We start from the raw sequence: 16,018 nt of genomic DNA on the forward strand, positions 1-16,018 counted from the left end.
CACGCCGAGAATGAACCTTCCTGGTGTAATATCCCTGCTGATCCCCTGCTGTATGGTTAAAAAAGGAACCAAAAAGGATGCTTTTTACGCTGAAGAAAGTGATTGGCGGTATGATGCTGCCACTTCCGCTAATGCTCATTATCATGGGTATAGGCCTGGCGCTGCTCTGGTTTAGCCGCTTTCAAAAAACAGGGAAAATGTGCATTAGCCTGAGTTGGCTGGCACTGTTACTTCTAAGCTTGCAGCCCGTCGCCGACAGTCTGCTGAAACCGATTGAGGATAGCTATCCAACCTGGCAGGATACACAAAAAGTGGAATACATTGTGGTGCTGGGCGGAGGGTATACCTGGAATCCTCAGTGGGCGCCAAGTTCAAACCTGATCAGCAACAGTCTTCCGCGTCTGAATGAAGGTATTCGCCTTTGGCGTGCTAACCCGGGATCGAAGCTTATCTTTACCGGTGCTGCGGCAAAGAGCAATAACGTCAGTACTGCAGAAGCGGGCGCCCGCGTAGCGCAGTCACTGGGTGTGCCGCCCGGTGATATCATCACGCTGGATAAACCCAAAGACACCGAAGAAGAAGCCGCAGCGGTGAAGCAGGCCATCGGCAGCGCGCCGTTCCTGCTGGTGACCTCCGCATCGCACTTACCACGAGCAATGATTTTCTTCCAACAGGCCGGACTACATCCGTTGCCCGCACCAGCCAACCAGTTAGCGATTGACTCACCGCTTAATCCGTGGGAGCGCGCGATCCCCTCTCCCGTCTGGTTGATGCATAGCGATCGTGTTGGTTACGAAACGTTGGGGCGAATCTGGCAGTGGCTAAAGGGATCGGAACATTGACAGTAATGTTGCCTGATGGCGACACTAACGCGTCTTATCAGGCCTACGTGTTCAGCGCAGAATTGTAGGCCGGATAAGGCGTTCACATGTTCATCAGGCGAGCCACGGCAGCAGTGATTTCGTGGCCAGGTCAAAGTTAGATCGATTAAAACGTCCGGTGTTGACCAGTTGCGCCACCTCATCCCATAACACATACAGCCAGCGCCGCCAGATGAAGGACTCAGCCACTGGCGCGCGTTGCAGGTATTGCCAAAGCAGGCTTTCCGCCAGCGCGTTATCCATTAAACGGAACAATTCATACTCTCTGGGTGCCCACAGCATCAAACCCGGTCCGACCATCGCCAGAAGCTGATCGCTACGGGCGTCTTTGAGCATGCTACGTAAACTAAAATTACCGTGGATTAGCACGCAGTTATCATTGAATCCTTCAAATAAAGCGGGCAAACACTCACGGGTGCGAAACAGGATCCGCTTATCCTGCATCGTCAGCCCGGTATTGTTGAACTGATTTAACGTGGTCCACAACACTTCAACACGTTGGCGATACCAGGATGGCCAGATATTCTCTTGCGTGTTATCCACCATTCCCACACAGCCACGGCTATCCTGTCGATGCCATGACAGCAGACCTTCTACGATCTGATCTTTTAAATGTTCCCAGCGTTCGGGCGTTCGGGCTGGCGCTTCCACCGGCACGCCACGTAAACGCTCAAGCAGTAACACATCAGGACCGGGATGCTCTTCGTGGGTTAAGACCCCGTAAATGACGGGCATACGCACCGTACCGCTGCGCGCCAACATGGAGGTTTTCCAGGCCAGCTGCTGCGCCATACCTGGCGTGGTGAAACTTCTCGCCATCAGCGGCATCGGATTTCCCTGGCTGTCGTACAGTGACCACAGGGCCGTATCCACTTTTTCATTCACGCATTCTATGCGACTGAGTTTTTCGCCCAGCAGGTGGCTGAGTTCGGCACGCAACTGTTCCATTTCAGATTGCCCTCATAAATGCTACTGCTTTCATAATGAGCGTCGTGCAGACAGATGTCACCCGGATGAGATCAATTGATGAAAAGAAAAGTGGAGGGAAAGCGCAACGATACGACACTCCTCCCAAAAATACGCCTCAATATGGGAGGAGTGCCGTGAGAAAAACTAATGCATTTCGGCGCGAACGCGCTCAAGATCTTCGGCAGTGTCTACGCCGGTACCCGGGACTTCTTTTGCGACGGCAACGTGAATTTTTTCGCCGTACCACAGCACTCGCAGCTGCTCCAGCATTTCGATATGCTCAAGCGGGCTTGGCTGCCAGTTAACATAGCGGCGAATAAAACCAGCGCGATAGCCGTAAATGCCCAGATGGCGCAGGAAGGTGTCTCCCACCGTTTCCAGACTTTTGGCGAAACGATCGCGATCCCATGGGATGGTCGCGCGTGAAAAATAGAGAGCATATCCTTCTGCGTCCAACACGACTTTTACCGCATTCGGATTAAATGCCTCTTCGGCACTGTGAATCGGAGCCGCAAGAGTCGCCATACCGACCTGACGTTGCGCCAGATTCTCAGCCACCTGGCGAATAATGACCGCCGGAATCATCGGCTCATCACCCTGTACGTTCACAATAACGGTATCATCGCTAAAACCACATTTCTCGACGACTTCCGCCAGGCGCTCCGTACCAGACTGGTGATCGGCGCGAGTCATGCACACTTCGCCACCCACCGCTTCTACCGCGCGAGCGACATCCTCGTGATCGGTGGCAACGATGATACGTTCAGCGCCAGATTCACGCGCACGCTCCAGTACATGCACGATCATCGGCTTGCCGTTGATATCCAACAGCGGCTTACCCGGCAGACGTGTGGACGCATAACGCGCAGGAATAATGACCACAAAACTCATGATTTACTCTCATCAGCAGTCAGAACACGGGCTTCGGTTTCCAGTAACACGGGAATGCCATCACGCAGTGGGAAAGCAAGGTTATCCAGTTTACAAATCAGTTCCTGTTTTTCCTGGTTAAACCAGAGTTTGCCATTGCATACCGGGCAGGCAATGATTTCAAGCAGACGATGATCCATAGTTCCTCCAGATGGACCGGATTGTGAATCCGTAAATATTAACATAATCGCTTAAAGGGCTGGGTCTATTTCCCAACCATGGCGTGCATCAGCAAATAAACCTTCAGGATAACGTCCCAGCGTCACGCGTGTTGCCTGTTGCCAGCGGGCAAAATCGTCAATCGCCTGAAACAATCCTTTTTGCAACGTTACTCCAGGCTTAACCCCATCCTGTAACCACAGCGAAATAACGTCCAGCACACCCGTTTTACGGTGCATTTTGGCATCCATCCTCCCAACCAACTGTCCACGATGCAGCAACGGCAAGACAAAATAACCATACTGACGTTTCGGTGCTGGCGTATAACACTCCAGCCGGTAGCTAAAATCGAATAACTGCTCTGCCCGTTTACGATCCCAGACCACCGGATCAAAAGGTGATAATACTGCACTGTGGGTCGCCGTTAATTTGCCTGCCAGCGCCTGTTCAAGCAGCGGCTGAAGGTGGCTATGCAGCCACAAGGCTCCTAGCCCCTCAACGTCGACAGGAATAATCTGCCGCTGTTCCGCCCGTTCGTTGCACCAGTTTTTTAGCGCCGGGCGCTTCAGGCGGTAGTAGTCTGCCAGCCACTGTTCGCGAAAAATCCCCAGGCTACGGGCGCTGTTATCCAGCATGGCGCTTTCAGCATCTTCCTGCGAAAGCAGGTCGCGTTCATCATCCCAGTGCGGCATGACGCGATGGGTTAGATCATACACTCGCTGGAAATTACGCCGTTCCACCACCATGACTTTCCCGGCAGTGAACAGCCCTTCAAGATGACGCTTCTGCGGTTTCCATTCCCACCAGCCGCTGGTCCCTTTGCGTGGATGCTCAAAATCAGCTGAGCGTACCGGCCCATTATGCTGGATGTGCTGGAGCAGTTGCTCAATCTCATGCGCATGTTCTTTCATCCACGCCACTTTATATTTCCAGCCCATATTCTCCGGGGCCAGCATGCGGTGACGTATCAGCATAAAATCGCTGCGCGGCAAAAAACAGGCCTCGTGCGCCCAGTATTCCATCAGTTCGCCCTGCTGTAACGAGTCGTCCAGCCATTGGGGGGAATAATCGCCTAAACGACTAAACAGCACCAGGTAAGGACTGCGCGCCACAATATTGATGGTGTCGATTTGCAGTAACGACATGCGCGAAATGGTCGCGAGAATATCTGCCGGGGTTGCCCGGCGGCGTGTTTTTTTCAGCAGACCTTGAGCAGCAAGGTGAAGATGACGGGCATCCATCAGAGAAAGGCGCGGCAACGACATTTATGGCCTCATAAATGATTCGCTGCCGCAGCGTGAATCAGTTAGCGAGTCAGCGAGATTAAGCTATTCAGCAATACATCAGGCCGATCGCCTGACAAATGTGCATCAACAGGTAAATACCACCAGTTTTCATCGGCAAATGCCCGGCACTTAACCGCATCTTTTTCCGTCATTACCAGCGTTTGCCCGGCGTCTACAAACGCACTGACGTCACTGTAGGTCAGAGACTGATGGTCTGCCAGCGCTATAGTTTTTTGCACGCTGGCACCACATGCTTTCAGCGTGGCAAAAAAACGCGGTGGATGACCAATGCCCGCCATGGCGACAATATTGGACAATTGCGCCACATCACGGCGTTCACCGGTACGTAAATTAACGGCCAGCCCCGGTTCAAGTCGCATAGGGATTTCCCCTGGCTGCGCAACGCCACCGTTAACAATAGTCGCATCCACCGATTTAAGGCGACCTGCACGTTCCCGCATTGGACCAGCGGGAAGCCACCAACCGTTGCCAAACCGACGTTCGCCGTCAATGACCACGATTTCAACATCTCGCGCCAGACGATAGTGCTGTAGTCCATCGTCCGTCACAATAATCTGCACATCGTGTTGGGCCAAAATGGCTTTTACCGCATCCGATCTTACCGGGGATACCGCTACCGGCACGCCGGTACGTTGGGCGATCAGCACAGGTTCATCGCCCGCTTCTGCGGTAGTAGTATCAGCGGTTAGCAACAGCGGGTAAGCAGTCGCTTTCCCGCCATAACCACGCGACACCACACCCACGCGGATCCCGCGTTGTCGCAGTTGTTCAACCAACCAAATCACCACCGGCGTTTTACCGTTTCCGCCCGCGGTAAGGTTTCCGACCACCACAACCGGGACTGGCGCGCGCCATGCGCGTTTAAGCCCCAACTTGTAGCATAAGCGGATCGCGCCACTCACCAGGCCATACAGCCAGGAGAGTGGAAGTAACAATCGCCACAGCGGCGATTCACCAGACCAGATACGTGCGATCATTGACCAAATTGCATTTTGTGTAATTGTGCATACACCCCGCGCTGCTCAATCAGCTCGCTATGGGTCCCGCGTTCGACAATCAGACCATCCTCCACCACGATGATTTCGTCGGCTTGTTCAATGGTTGAAAGACGGTGAGCAATGACCAGAGAAGTACGGTTTTTCTGTAGCTCATCCAGCGCAGACTGAATCGCGCGTTCAGATTCAGTATCAAGAGCCGATGTTGCTTCATCAAGGATCAGTATTGGGCTGTCACGCAACAAGGCACGGGCAATAGCGATACGCTGACGTTGTCCGCCGGAAAGCAGGACGCCGTTTTCACCAATCACCGTATCCAGGCCATTGTCCATCTTGTTGATGAAATCCATAGCGTAGGCCATCTGTGCCGCTTTTTCGATCTGCTCACGGCTGTACATATCGGTACGCGCGTAGGCGATATTGTTGGCAACCGTATCGTTAAACAAGTGCACATTCTGCGAAACCAACGCAACCTGATCGCGCAGTGATGCCAGGGTATATTCGCGCAGATCGTGTCCGTCCATCAGAATCTGCCCTTCATCAACATCGTAGAATCGCGTAATCAGGCTGGCGAGAGTGGATTTCCCTGAGCCCGAACGGCCAACCAGAGCAACGGTTTTACCCGCTGGAATATTCAGGTTGATGTTACGCAGAGCCGGTACTTCACGTCCCGGATAAGTGAAAGTCACGTTGCGGAACTCGAGATCGCCGGTAGCACGATCGATCACACGTTTACCTTCATCTTTCTCCTGTTCGCTATCCAGAATCGTAAATAAGGTCTGGCATGCCGCCATACCGCGCTGGAACTGCGCGTTAACGTTGGTCAGAGATTTCAACGGACGCATTAATGCGATCATTGAGGAGAAGACAACCGTAATTGTACCTGCTGTCAGGTTTTCCATTACGCTTGGGAAGCTGGCCGCATACAACACGAAGGCCAGTGCCAAAGACGCAATCAGCTGGATGATAGGGTCGGAGATAGAAGAAGCAGAAACCATCTTCATGCCCTGCAAACGCATCTTGTTGCTGACATTATCAAAGCGCTTGGTTTCAACTTCCTGACCACCAAAAATCAGAACTTCTTTATGGCCTTTCAGCATCTGCTCCGCACTGGTCGTAACCTGCCCCATGGTGTTTTGCATGTTTTTACTGATGCTACGAAAGCGCTTGGAAACCACACGGATTGCCACTGACACAATTGGCGCCAGTACAATCAGGATCAGCGACAGCTGCCAGCTGTAATAGAACATCATGATAAACAGGCCAATGATTGAGGCCCCTTCACGTACCACGGTGATCAGCGCGCCGGAAGACGATGACGCAACCTGTTCTGAATCATAGGTAATACGTGATAACAATGTCCCTGTAGACTGTTTATCAAAAAAGGAGACGGGCATGCCCATCATATGACCAAACAGGCGGCGGCGCATGGTCATGACCACTTTGCCTGACACCCATGAGATACAGTAGCTGGAGACATAGCTGGTTAAGCCACGAACTATCATCAGCCCAATGACCACCAGCGGCATCCACAGCAGCACCGAGCGATCCGTTTTACCAAAACCATCATCCAGTAATGGTTTAAGGAGCGATAACATGAAGGTATCGCTGGCCGCGTTAAGGACTAACGCTATACCCGCCACGATCAGACCCGATTTAAAAGGCGCTATGGTTGGCCATAGTCGGCGAAACGTCTGCCACGTAGAGAGATCTTTATCGTTATGCATTCAAAAAACCAGCATTTGTTAGAATAGCCGCATATTCTACCCGTTATCCTCCGACACGCCAAACCACTGATGATACCAACGAGGTAAAATCTGATCCCGCATGCTGCGTATGCGCCAGTTTTTTTTGATAAAAATCCAGCGTAATCTGTCCCTGATGGGGGGTATCCAGCCATTGATAATTTTGTTGCCGATAACGTTGCTTCACTTTCCAGGACGGCAGACGCCAGGCGTTGTAACGGGATGCAGAGGCGAGTGCGACCTGCCCGTCAACCCGCTGAATGAGTGCCAGTGATGATGAAGTATTGCTGCCATGATGTGGAACCTGCATCACCGTCGACTGAAGGTGCTGCCAATAGTGACTTAGCATTTTTTGTTCAGCAGGAGATTCGATATCGCCGGTCAGCAGAATACTCTGATATCCGTCATCGACCTTAACCACACAGGAGTGGTTATTCCCCTGGTCTGTATTTCCACGCACAGGCCAGTGCGCACTGAAGGTTAACCCTTGCCATTGCCAATGCTCTCCGCGAAAACACGGGAGATGACCTTTCCAGCTCAGCGGACTTCTTACCCATAGCGACGGCCAGGCTTGTTGTAAGGAGTGCAACCCGCCGCGGTGATCCATGTGCTCATGGCTTAAAATAATCCCTTCTGGCTCCAGATTATGCCAACGCAACCAGGGAATAATCAGATGTTGTGCGCTATCGCCTTCAGGCCATGCCAGACCGGTATCGTAAAGCAGCGCTTTCCCATTTCGCGCGATCACCATCGCCAGCCCCTGCCCGACATCCAGCATATGCACTTGCCACACATCAGTACGCGGTGCACGCCAAAGCGGCCCACTCAGCAAAAGGAGCACAGAGAAACAGACCACCGGTAGCGTACGCAAGATATTTAGTCGCCATGCGATAATCATCATTCCGGGTAAAAATGCGAGCCATTGCCAGCGTGCATCAATATTGATCCACCCTTCAGGCAGACTTCTGAGCCCCCAAAATAGCAGCGCCAGAGAACGATCCGCCAGATACCACAGGCTTGATTCAACCATCACCGTCCCGGCTAAATGCATGATCATGCCTGCTAATATCAAGGGTACGGAAACAAACGTGACCAAAGGGACGGCAAACAAATTAGCCAGAAACGAGGTCAGACTAAAACCGTGAAACATTGCGATTTGCACGGGAAGAAGCAGAAGCGTAATACCCAATTGCAGATGAGCCAGCGCCAGAAATTGACGTCCAGCACGCGACAGCGGCCAGTCCGGGAGCGGTACCCATTGGTACCAGAACAGCAGTGCTGCAACGGCGGACGCAGACAACCATAGGCTTTGCGAAAGAACAGCAACAGGATCCACCACCACGATGGCTGCCAGACAGCAAATCCAGACCGACCATCCACTCCACTGCCTGCCGCTAAGTCTCAGCGCCCCCCAGACTAGCAGCGCAACAACCGTTCGTAATGCCGGGGGTTGCAGCCCCGTCAGCCAGGCATAAAATGTGGCGCAGACAATTCCACCCACTAATGGCATCTGCCAGCAAATCCACCTTGTTGGCATAAAAAATTGTCCAGCACGTATCAATCCTGCGGTCAGTAATGCAGCAAACGCAATATGCAGCCCGGAGATAGCCATCAAATGAGCCGTGCCGGTATCACGCATAATTGTTTTCACCTCTTGTGACACAGACAAGCGCTCCCCCATTCCCAGACCCAGTATGACCTGCTGCCAGGGATAGTCGGTGAGTGCCGTTTTCAGCGAGGCGAGATACCGCGAACGCAAACTGCATTGTGGTGTGATTACCGAAGCCTGCAAGAATCGTCCCGTCAGCGGTTGATGCTGCGCCAATGCGTAACGCTGGCTATCAAATCCGCCTTCGTTTAATTGACCGTGTACAGCGCGGACTTTCAACGTCATCGCCCATGTCTGACCCGCACAAACATCACCGGGTAAATACTGCCCGTACAAGACGATTCCTTGCGCAGGAAAGATTTGTTTCCCCTGAAGGTGAGTGATCTGGCCGTAGTGCGTTGTCATATTGTCAGTTCCGGTTATCCGCACAATGGCTTGCTGGGTTTTCGCAGGCAGCGTATTACCTGCCCACATAGCCTCTTCCGCGGCCAGGATTCCCCAAAGAAAAAACAGCAGGGTTAGTCCGGCGGAACGCATATATTTGTAGGGGAGAAAACAGAGCAGACATGCCAGACAAAATACAATGCCGATACACAACATGCCTGGCAGCATGGGTAATAGCATGAGTGGGAGGATACCGAGTAATGCGCAGGTACTCACCGTTGTTATTTTCATCAATCACCTCCCTGTTACAGGGAGTGTGCAGTACTCTTCGACGGTTGTCTGGCATCAATTTATCGTTATACGGCCTGAGTTCCGCAGACATTTAGTGATGGTTGTAACGTACAAATTAACTGGGATGAGGATTCCAGGATAGGTGGACAGAAATGAAAAAAGCACCCATTTGGGTGCTTTTCTCGGCGTTAAGTCTCGCTAAAAACTTAACCGTAAATATTGGCGCGATCGCGCAATTCTTTACCTGGTTTAAAGTGCGGAACGTATTTCCCTTCCAGATCCACTTTATCGCCGGTCTTCGGATTACGTCCGGTACGTGGTGCGCGGTAATGCAAAGAGAAGCTGCCGAAACCGCGGATTTCAATACGCTCGCCCTGCGCAAGAGTCGAGGCCATATGTTCCAGCATCTCTTTAACTGCATCTTCAACCGCTTTCGCGGGAATATGAGGTTGCTGGGTTGCAAGTCTTTCAATCAATTCTGACTTGGTCATGATTCCTCCGGTTCCTTAAAGGCATAATTAGCTGCTGCATTGATTAAGGGCGGCCGTAGCCGCCCTTTGTCATTGATTACAGGACGAATCCTGTAATCTGTCAAGCTACTCGTCACCCTTTGTGCCGTTAACAGCACAAAGGATTTAGAGCACTCGAAATTACTCGCCTTTAGCTGCTTTGAAAGCTTCAGCCATTGCGTTGTTAGAGAAGTTAGCATCTTCCTGTTTGTTAACAGTTGCGATTGCATCTTTCTCATCAGCTTCGTCTTTAGCACGAACAGACAGGCTGATTGCACGGTTCTTACGATCAACGCCGGTGAATTTAGCTTCAACGTCGTCGCCTACGCTCAGAACCAGAGTTGCATCTTCAACGCGGTCACGTGAAGCTTCAGAAGCGCGCAGGTAACCTTCAACGCCGTCAGCCAGTTCTACGGTTGCGCCTTTAGCGTCAACTGCAGTGACTTTACCGTTTACGATTGCGCCTTTCTTGTTCAGTGCAACCCAGTTGTTGAACGGATCTTCTGCGAGCTGTTTAACGCCCAGAGAGATACGCTCACGCTCTGCGTCAACCTGCAGAACAACTGCTGCGATTTCGTCGCCTTTTTTGTATTCACGAACTGCTTCTTCGCCTGCAACGTTCCAGGAGATGTCAGACAGGTGAACCAGGCCGTCGATGCCGCCGTCCAGGCCGATGAAGATACCGAAGTCAGTGATAGACTTGATTTTACCTTCAACACGGTCACCCTTGTTGTGGGTTTCCGCGAACTGCTGCCATGGGTTGTTTTTGCACTGCTTCAGACCCAGGGAGATACGACGACGTTCTTCGTCGATATCCAGAACCATAACTTCCACTACATCGCCAACGTTAACAACTTTGGACGGGTGGATGTTTTTGTTGGTCCAATCCATTTCGGAAACGTGAACCAGGCCTTCAACGCCTTCTTCGATTTCAACGAAGCAGCCGTAGTCGGTCAGGTTGGTCACGCGACCAGTCAGTTTGGTACCTTCCGGATAACGCTTAGCGATAGCTACCCATGGATCTTCGCCCAGCTGTTTCAGGCCCAGAGATACACGAGTACGCTCGCGGTCGAACTTCAGCACTTTAACAGTGATTTCGTCGCCAACGTTTACGATTTCGCTCGGATGCTTAACGCGTTTCCATGCCATGTCGGTGATGTGCAGCAGGCCGTCAACGCCACCCAGATCAACGAATGCACCGTAGTCAGTGAGGTTCTTAACGATACCTTTAACTTCCATGCCTTCCTGCAGGTTTTCCAGCAGCTGATCGCGTTCTGCGCTGTTTTCGGATTCGATAACGGCACGACGGGAAACAACAACGTTGTTACGCTTCTGATCCAGCTTGATTACTTTGAATTCAAGCTCTTTGCCTTCCAGGTGCAGCGTGTCGCGGACCGGACGAACGTCTACTAGGGAACCCGGCAGGAACGCGCGAATACCATTCAGCTCAACAGTGAAGCCACCCTTGACTTTGCCATTGATAACACCAGTAACGGTTGCAGCTTCTTCGTAAGCTTTTTCCAGCGTGATCCAAGCTTCGTGACGTTTAGCTTTTTCACGGGACAGCAGGGTTTCACCGAAGCCGTCTTCTACTGCATCCAGAGCAACGTCAACTTCGTCACCAACCTGGATTTCCAGCTCGCCCTGGGCGTTTTTGAACTGCTCTGCCGGAATGGCGGACTCAGATTTCAGACCAGCGTCAACCAGTACTACGTCTTTGTCGATAGCAACAACAACACCACGAACGATGGAACCCGGACGGGTTTCGATTTCTTTTAAGGATTCTTCAAACAGTTGAGCAAAAGATTCAGTCATGTTTAATCTTCAGGTTTCATATTTAACGTCCACCTGGCTCCATGCCGGATGGGGTTGTTTAACATACCCGCTGTCAATCCATTGCAACGGGGGTACTGCAAATTCGGTCGCACTTAAGCGAGAGCCAGTTTTTGGCGCGCGTATTGTAACGCTTTTTCAATCACTTGCTCAATGCTTAATCGGGTTGAATCCAAAACTAAAGCATCAGCAGCGGGAACCAGCGGCGCTACAGCACGATTACGATCGCGATAATCGCGTTCTTCGATCTCGGCCAAAAGGCGTTCAAAGTTAACACTAAAGCCCTTCTCCTGCAACTGTAGCATACGTCTATGCGCACGTTCTTGCGAGGAGGCGTCCAGAAAAATTTTCACCGGCGCATCCGGGAACACCACGGTGCCCATATCACGTCCATCAGCAATCAGACCAGGGGATTCGCGAAATGCGCGTTGACGACGTAATAACGCTTCACGCACGCGGGGAAACGCCGCAACCTGAGAGGCGGCATTCGCTACTTCCTGAGTACGTATTTCACCGCTGACATCTTCACCTTCAAGAATGACTTCCAGGTTGCCGTCTGTTGAGATAAAACGCACATCAAGGTGTGAGGCAAGCGGTACCAGAGCATCTTCAGATGTGACATCAACATGGTGATGTAACGCTGCGAGCGCCAGTACGCGGTAGATCGCGCCTGAATCTAACAGATGCCACTGCAATGCTTCCGCCATTGCCTTGCACAAGGTGCCTTTACCTGCACCACTTGGGCCATCAATGGTAATAACCGGGGCAATTGCCGTCATCTTTTTCTCCTTAAAAGGGCGTACATTAACGTGAACGCCGCGCATTATACGCGCCAACGCCAACGATCGTTATCTTTGTGTGAAAAATGCAGAATCATTGAAGCTGAGTGTAGAATAAATAGGCAATCGGAGATGTCAGAATGTGCCGCACCCGAAAGTGCGGCAATAAAATCAGGCAGATGTACTAATACGAGCCAGCTGTTCGAAATAATCCGGGAAGGTTTTGGCGGTACATTTTGGGTCAAGAATGGTCACCGGCGTGTCAGACAGCGCCACCAGCGAGAAACACATCGCCATGCGGTGATCGTTGTAGGTCGCGATGTCCGCAAATTGCAATGTTGCAGGCGGGGTGATGCGGATAAAGTCATGCCCCTCTTCCACTTCCGCGCCCACTTTGCGTAACTCCGTCGCCATCGCGAACAGACGATCGGTCTCTTTGACGCGCCAGTTGTAGATATTACGTAATGTCGTGGTGCCTTTAGCGAACAGCGCCGCCGTTGCAATGGTCATCGCCGCATCAGGAATATGGTTCATATCCATATCCACTGCGTTCAACTCGCCGTGAGTACAGGCAATAAAATCGTCTCCCCATGTAATGGTTGCACCCATTTTCTCCAGTACATCGGCAAAACGAATATCACCCTGCATGCTGTTGCGGCCAATCCCGGTAACTTTTACCGTACCGCCTTTAATAGCACCCGCCGCAAGGAAATAGGAAGCGGAAGAAGCATCACCTTCAACCAGGTATGCACCCGGTGACTGATACTGCTGCTGCCCCTTCACGACAAAGCGCTGGTAGTTTTGATTTTCAATTTCAACACCAAACGTTTTCATCAGGTTCAGTGTGATATCAATGTAAGGTTTGGATACCAGGTCACCTTTAATTGCGATCGTCGTATCCTGCGGCGCCAGCGGCGCAGTCATCAGCAACGCAGTGAGGAACTGGCTGGAAACGCTACCGTCTACCTCAACCTGGCCTCCGGTAAAGCCACCGCGCAGACGTAAAGGTGGATATTTTTCCTGCTCCAGATAGTCAATTTTGGCTCCGCCCTGGCGCAGCGCATCAACCAGATGGCCAATCGGGCGCTCTTTCATGCGCGGTTCGCCCGTCAGCACGATGTCATTGCTGCCCAGACATAACGCTGCGGCCAGCGGGCGCATTGCGGTTCCGGCGTTACCAAGGAACAGCTCAACTGCACCTTCTGCGTGCAACACACCGCCATTGCCAACTATCTCGCAGCGGGTACGATCGGCAGAAAGGGTATAGCTAATCCCTAACGCATTCAGAGCATTGAGCATATGGCGAACATCATCGCTGTCCAGCAGATTGGTCAGGACAGTGGTGCCATTGGCTAATGCAGCCAGCAGCAAAGCGCGGTTAGAAACACTTTTGGATCCAGGCAGATTGATGGTGCCATCCACCCGCGCAATGGGTTGTAACGTCAGGGATTCCATGAAACTCGACTCTCAAAAACAGACATAAAAACCCCACAGACGAGCTGTGGGGATGAAAAGTACAGCAGATTAGCCGCGGCGGCGTTCGAAATCGACCATGAAATCGGTCAGTGCTTTAACACCTTCAAGCGGCATGGCATTGTAGATGGACGCACGCATACCGCCGACTACACGATGCCCTTTCAGCGCGTGCAGGCCCGCAGCAAAAGACTCTTCCAGGAACAGTTTATCCAATGCGTTGTCAGCCAGCTGGAACGGTACGTTCATGCGTGAACGGTTGGATTTCGCCACATCGTTACGGTAGAAATCGCTGTTATCGATTACGCCGTAGAGCAATTCCGCTTTTTGCTGGTTAATTTTATCCATCGCATTAACACCGCCCTGCTTTTTCAGCCATTTAAAGACCAGGCCAGACAGATACCAGGCAAAGGTTGGCGGCGTATTGAACATGGAATCGTTGTCATTCAGCACGGTATAGTCGAGGATTGACGGGCATGAGACATGAGCTTTACCCAGCAAATCTTCACGGACGATGACAATCGTCAGGCCGGCCGGGCCGATATTTTTCTGTGCCCCAGCATAAATTACGCCATAACGGCTAACGTCAAGCGGTGCGGAAAGAATGGTAGAGGACAGATCCGCCGTGACCACAACGTTGCTGGCAAAATTCGGCGTTTCATCGATCGCAATGCCATCAATGGTTTCGTTCGGGCAATAGTGCAGGTATGCCGCGTTATCAGAAAGTTGCCATTCACTCATCGGCTTAACAGCACGCAGGCCGTCCACGGTGACTTTGGCATCAATAACGTTTGGCGTGCAGTATTTTTTCGCTTCTTTAATTGCGCTGGCGGCCCAATAACCGGCATCGACGTAATCCGCGGTGGTTTTATCGCCCAGAATATTTAACGGTATACCCGCGAATTGCCCACGACCACCACCATGGCAGAACAACACTTTATAGTTGGAGGGGATGCTGAGAAGATCGCGAAAATCCTGCTCCGCTTCCTCTGCGATCTGGATGAACTCTTTGCCACGGTGGCTAATTTCCATCACTGACGTGCCAAGACCGTTCCAGTCACAAAGATCCTGTTGAGCCAGTTTAAGTACTTCTGCCGGTAACATTGCCGGACCTGAACTAAAATTGAAGACCTGAGCCATTTCCCCTCACCACGTTGTGTTGTTGTCCAATCAACATCCTGTCATTGACGATAATCCGGTGACAGACATTGGTATAAGTTATTCCTGTGGATATCGGTTTTATCATTCAGTGACACGCGCCGCAATGGGTAAAACTGGCAAGGGTAAAAATGTGTCATCGGTCACACAACAGAATCTATCGGATTGACGGGTAAAAACCGAGATTTTTGCTGTCAGGTAACCCGTTTTGCCCGACTGGCCTTCGACCATTCTGGATTTGCACAGCGCGGACATAATTGATGATCTCCGGCGCTCATTTGCACCACTTCGCTACAACGTATGCAGGCATAGTCCCCTGCTTCAGGTATTACTTTAAATCGTTGCGTACAACGTTTAGGCAGAATACTGAGCCCCGGCTTTACGTCTTCATCAGCAAAGAAGTAGACGCTGATTTGCCCATTCGTCTCCAGAATAGCCAGTTTCACTTGTCCCAATTGCTCCACGCCGTTCAAACGCAGTTCCATAAAAAATTCAAATTCCGTCATATTGGCGCTATTGAGCTTTGACCATGCCAGCTCGCCGTCTTCAATGATCACGACGGGTTTGCCCTCCAGCAGGTCCTCCATTTTTTCACTATGTGCCATTAGCCACATTACCAGCCGATACAGCACAGCAAGAGTAATAAAGACCACCAGCACCGGCAGCATCGGAACATCGTCATAAAACGCCACGTCTCCCGCAGCGGAACCCAGCGTAAGGATGATAAGGACTTCAAAAAGCGACATCTGGCGTACGCCACGACGTCCGGTGATTTTTAAAAACAGAAAAACCAATATAAAGGTGTAAAGGCTGCGTAGCGCAACTTCCCCCAGAAAATCCATGGGCACCTTATCAAGCGCCATACGGTGTAAATCGAAAGCTTCCATTAATATGCTCTAAACGTGATTGGCTGTAAGAAAGCATAGCCAATGCTTTTATTTACGCATGGGCTCCGGCGACGATAGCGCCGTTCATTGAAAACCCGTATCATTGCGC

General features: G+C 51.6%; 13 protein-coding genes and 1 pseudogene. 1 reads left to right on the forward strand and 13 read right to left on the reverse strand.

What is annotated here, in order from left to right; translation table 11 throughout:
- Positions 1–77 precede the first annotated feature (77 nt).
- Positions 78–842: an envelope biogenesis factor ElyC gene (gene elyC, locus OGX94_RS08775; RefSeq protein WP_063940617.1), complete on the forward strand. Its 765-nt coding sequence runs from the start codon at positions 78–80 to the stop codon at positions 840–842.
- A gap of 93 nt (positions 843–935) precedes the next feature.
- On the opposite strand, the gene OGX94_RS08780 is transcribed toward elyC, so the two are convergent.
- The 13 genes and pseudogenes from OGX94_RS08780 to OGX94_RS08840 all read right to left on the reverse strand — a co-directional run bounded on the left by OGX94_RS08780 (position 936) and on the right by OGX94_RS08840 (position 15,909).
- Positions 936–1,829, reverse strand: a complete 894-nt coding sequence (locus OGX94_RS08780; protein WP_003831934.1) for a YcbJ family phosphotransferase — start codon at positions 1,827–1,829, stop codon at positions 936–938.
- A 165-nt stretch (positions 1,830–1,994) separates the two neighbouring features.
- Complete coding sequence (kdsB, locus tag OGX94_RS08785; protein WP_003831932.1) at positions 1,995–2,741, reverse strand: 3-deoxy-manno-octulosonate cytidylyltransferase; 747 nt, start codon at positions 2,739–2,741, stop codon at positions 1,995–1,997.
- Complete coding sequence (gene ycaR, locus OGX94_RS08790) at positions 2,738–2,920, reverse strand: protein YcaR (protein ID WP_003035793.1); 183 nt, start codon at positions 2,918–2,920, stop codon at positions 2,738–2,740. The genes kdsB and ycaR overlap by 4 nt, the downstream gene beginning before the upstream one ends.
- Before the next feature lie 51 nt (positions 2,921–2,971).
- A complete protein-coding gene (locus OGX94_RS08795) occupies positions 2,972–4,204 on the reverse strand; it encodes a winged helix-turn-helix domain-containing protein (protein WP_063940618.1) in 1,233 nt (410 codons plus the stop codon).
- Positions 4,205–4,245: 41 nt separating this feature from the next.
- Positions 4,246–5,223 (reverse strand): tetraacyldisaccharide 4'-kinase, encoded by a 978-nt coding sequence (lpxK, locus tag OGX94_RS08800; protein ID WP_191221639.1) that lies wholly within the window; start codon positions 5,221–5,223, stop codon positions 4,246–4,248.
- On the reverse strand, positions 5,220–6,968 hold the full coding sequence (gene msbA / locus OGX94_RS08805) for a lipid A ABC transporter ATP-binding protein/permease MsbA (protein ID WP_003831926.1): 1,749 nt from the start codon (positions 6,966–6,968) through the stop codon (positions 5,220–5,222). Before msbA ends, lpxK begins: the two co-directional genes overlap by 4 nt.
- 36 nt (positions 6,969–7,004) lie before the next feature.
- Positions 7,005–9,270: pseudogene (locus OGX94_RS08810) on the reverse strand (ComEC family protein).
- Positions 9,271–9,476: 206 nt separating this feature from the next.
- The gene (gene ihfB / locus OGX94_RS08815; protein WP_003035780.1) at positions 9,477–9,761 is read right to left on the reverse strand and encodes an integration host factor subunit beta; all 285 of its coding nucleotides are present in this window, start codon (positions 9,759–9,761) and stop codon (positions 9,477–9,479) included.
- Positions 9,762–9,920: 159 nt separating this feature from the next.
- A complete protein-coding gene (gene rpsA, locus OGX94_RS08820; RefSeq protein ID WP_003035776.1) occupies positions 9,921–11,594 on the reverse strand; it encodes a 30S ribosomal protein S1 in 1,674 nt (557 codons plus the stop codon).
- A gap of 113 nt (positions 11,595–11,707) precedes the next feature.
- Entirely contained in the window at positions 11,708–12,391 is a 684-nt protein-coding gene (gene cmk / locus OGX94_RS08825) for a (d)CMP kinase (protein WP_003831921.1), read from the reverse strand.
- A 171-nt stretch (positions 12,392–12,562) separates the two neighbouring features.
- Complete coding sequence (gene aroA / locus OGX94_RS08830) at positions 12,563–13,846, reverse strand: 3-phosphoshikimate 1-carboxyvinyltransferase (RefSeq protein WP_286569060.1); 1,284 nt, start codon at positions 13,844–13,846, stop codon at positions 12,563–12,565.
- A gap of 69 nt (positions 13,847–13,915) precedes the next feature.
- Positions 13,916–15,004 carry a 3-phosphoserine/phosphohydroxythreonine transaminase gene (gene serC, locus OGX94_RS08835; protein ID WP_257661538.1) on the reverse strand — a complete coding sequence of 363 codons (1,089 nt, stop codon included), beginning with the start codon at positions 15,002–15,004 and terminating at the stop codon, positions 13,916–13,918.
- A gap of 212 nt (positions 15,005–15,216) precedes the next feature.
- A complete protein-coding gene (locus tag OGX94_RS08840) occupies positions 15,217–15,909 on the reverse strand; it encodes a DUF421 domain-containing protein (RefSeq protein WP_257661537.1) in 693 nt (230 codons plus the stop codon).
- Between the last annotated feature and the right edge of the window lie 109 nt (positions 15,910–16,018).

Origin of the sequence: Citrobacter sp. Cpo037 (assembly GCF_030332945.1) — a bacterium.
Taxonomy (GTDB): Bacteria; Pseudomonadota; Gammaproteobacteria; order Enterobacterales; family Enterobacteriaceae; genus Citrobacter; species Citrobacter portucalensis.

What these genes read in the sequence shown, in the direction of transcription:
- OGX94_RS08780 (WP_003831934.1), bottom strand. Translation starts at nt 1,829, where the DNA reads ATGGAACAGTTGCGTGCCGAACTCAGCCACCTGCTGGGCGAAAAACTC.
- cmk (WP_003831921.1), bottom strand. Translation starts at nt 12,391, where the DNA reads ATGACGGCAATTGCCCCGGTTATTACCATTGATGGCCCAAGTGGTGCA.
- ycaR (WP_003035793.1), bottom strand. Translation starts at nt 2,920, where the DNA reads ATGGATCATCGTCTGCTTGAAATCATTGCCTGCCCGGTATGCAATGGC.
- ihfB (WP_003035780.1), bottom strand. Translation starts at nt 9,761, where the DNA reads ATGACCAAGTCAGAATTGATTGAAAGACTTGCAACCCAGCAACCTCAT.
- msbA (WP_003831926.1), bottom strand. Translation starts at nt 6,968, where the DNA reads ATGCATAACGATAAAGATCTCTCTACGTGGCAGACGTTTCGCCGACTA.
- aroA (WP_286569060.1), bottom strand. Translation starts at nt 13,846, where the DNA reads ATGGAATCCCTGACGTTACAACCCATTGCGCGGGTGGATGGCACCATC.
- kdsB (WP_003831932.1), bottom strand. Translation starts at nt 2,741, where the DNA reads ATGAGTTTTGTGGTCATTATTCCTGCGCGTTATGCGTCCACACGTCTG.
- elyC (WP_063940617.1), top strand. Translation starts at nt 78, where the DNA reads ATGCTTTTTACGCTGAAGAAAGTGATTGGCGGTATGATGCTGCCACTT.
- lpxK (WP_191221639.1), bottom strand. Translation starts at nt 5,223, where the DNA reads ATGATCGCACGTATCTGGTCTGGTGAATCGCCGCTGTGGCGATTGTTA.
- OGX94_RS08840 (WP_257661537.1), bottom strand. Translation starts at nt 15,909, where the DNA reads ATGGAAGCTTTCGATTTACACCGTATGGCGCTTGATAAGGTGCCCATG.
- OGX94_RS08795 (WP_063940618.1), bottom strand. Translation starts at nt 4,204, where the DNA reads ATGTCGTTGCCGCGCCTTTCTCTGATGGATGCCCGTCATCTTCACCTT.
- rpsA (WP_003035776.1), bottom strand. Translation starts at nt 11,594, where the DNA reads ATGACTGAATCTTTTGCTCAACTGTTTGAAGAATCCTTAAAAGAAATC.
- serC (WP_257661538.1), bottom strand. Translation starts at nt 15,004, where the DNA reads ATGGCTCAGGTCTTCAATTTTAGTTCAGGTCCGGCAATGTTACCGGCA.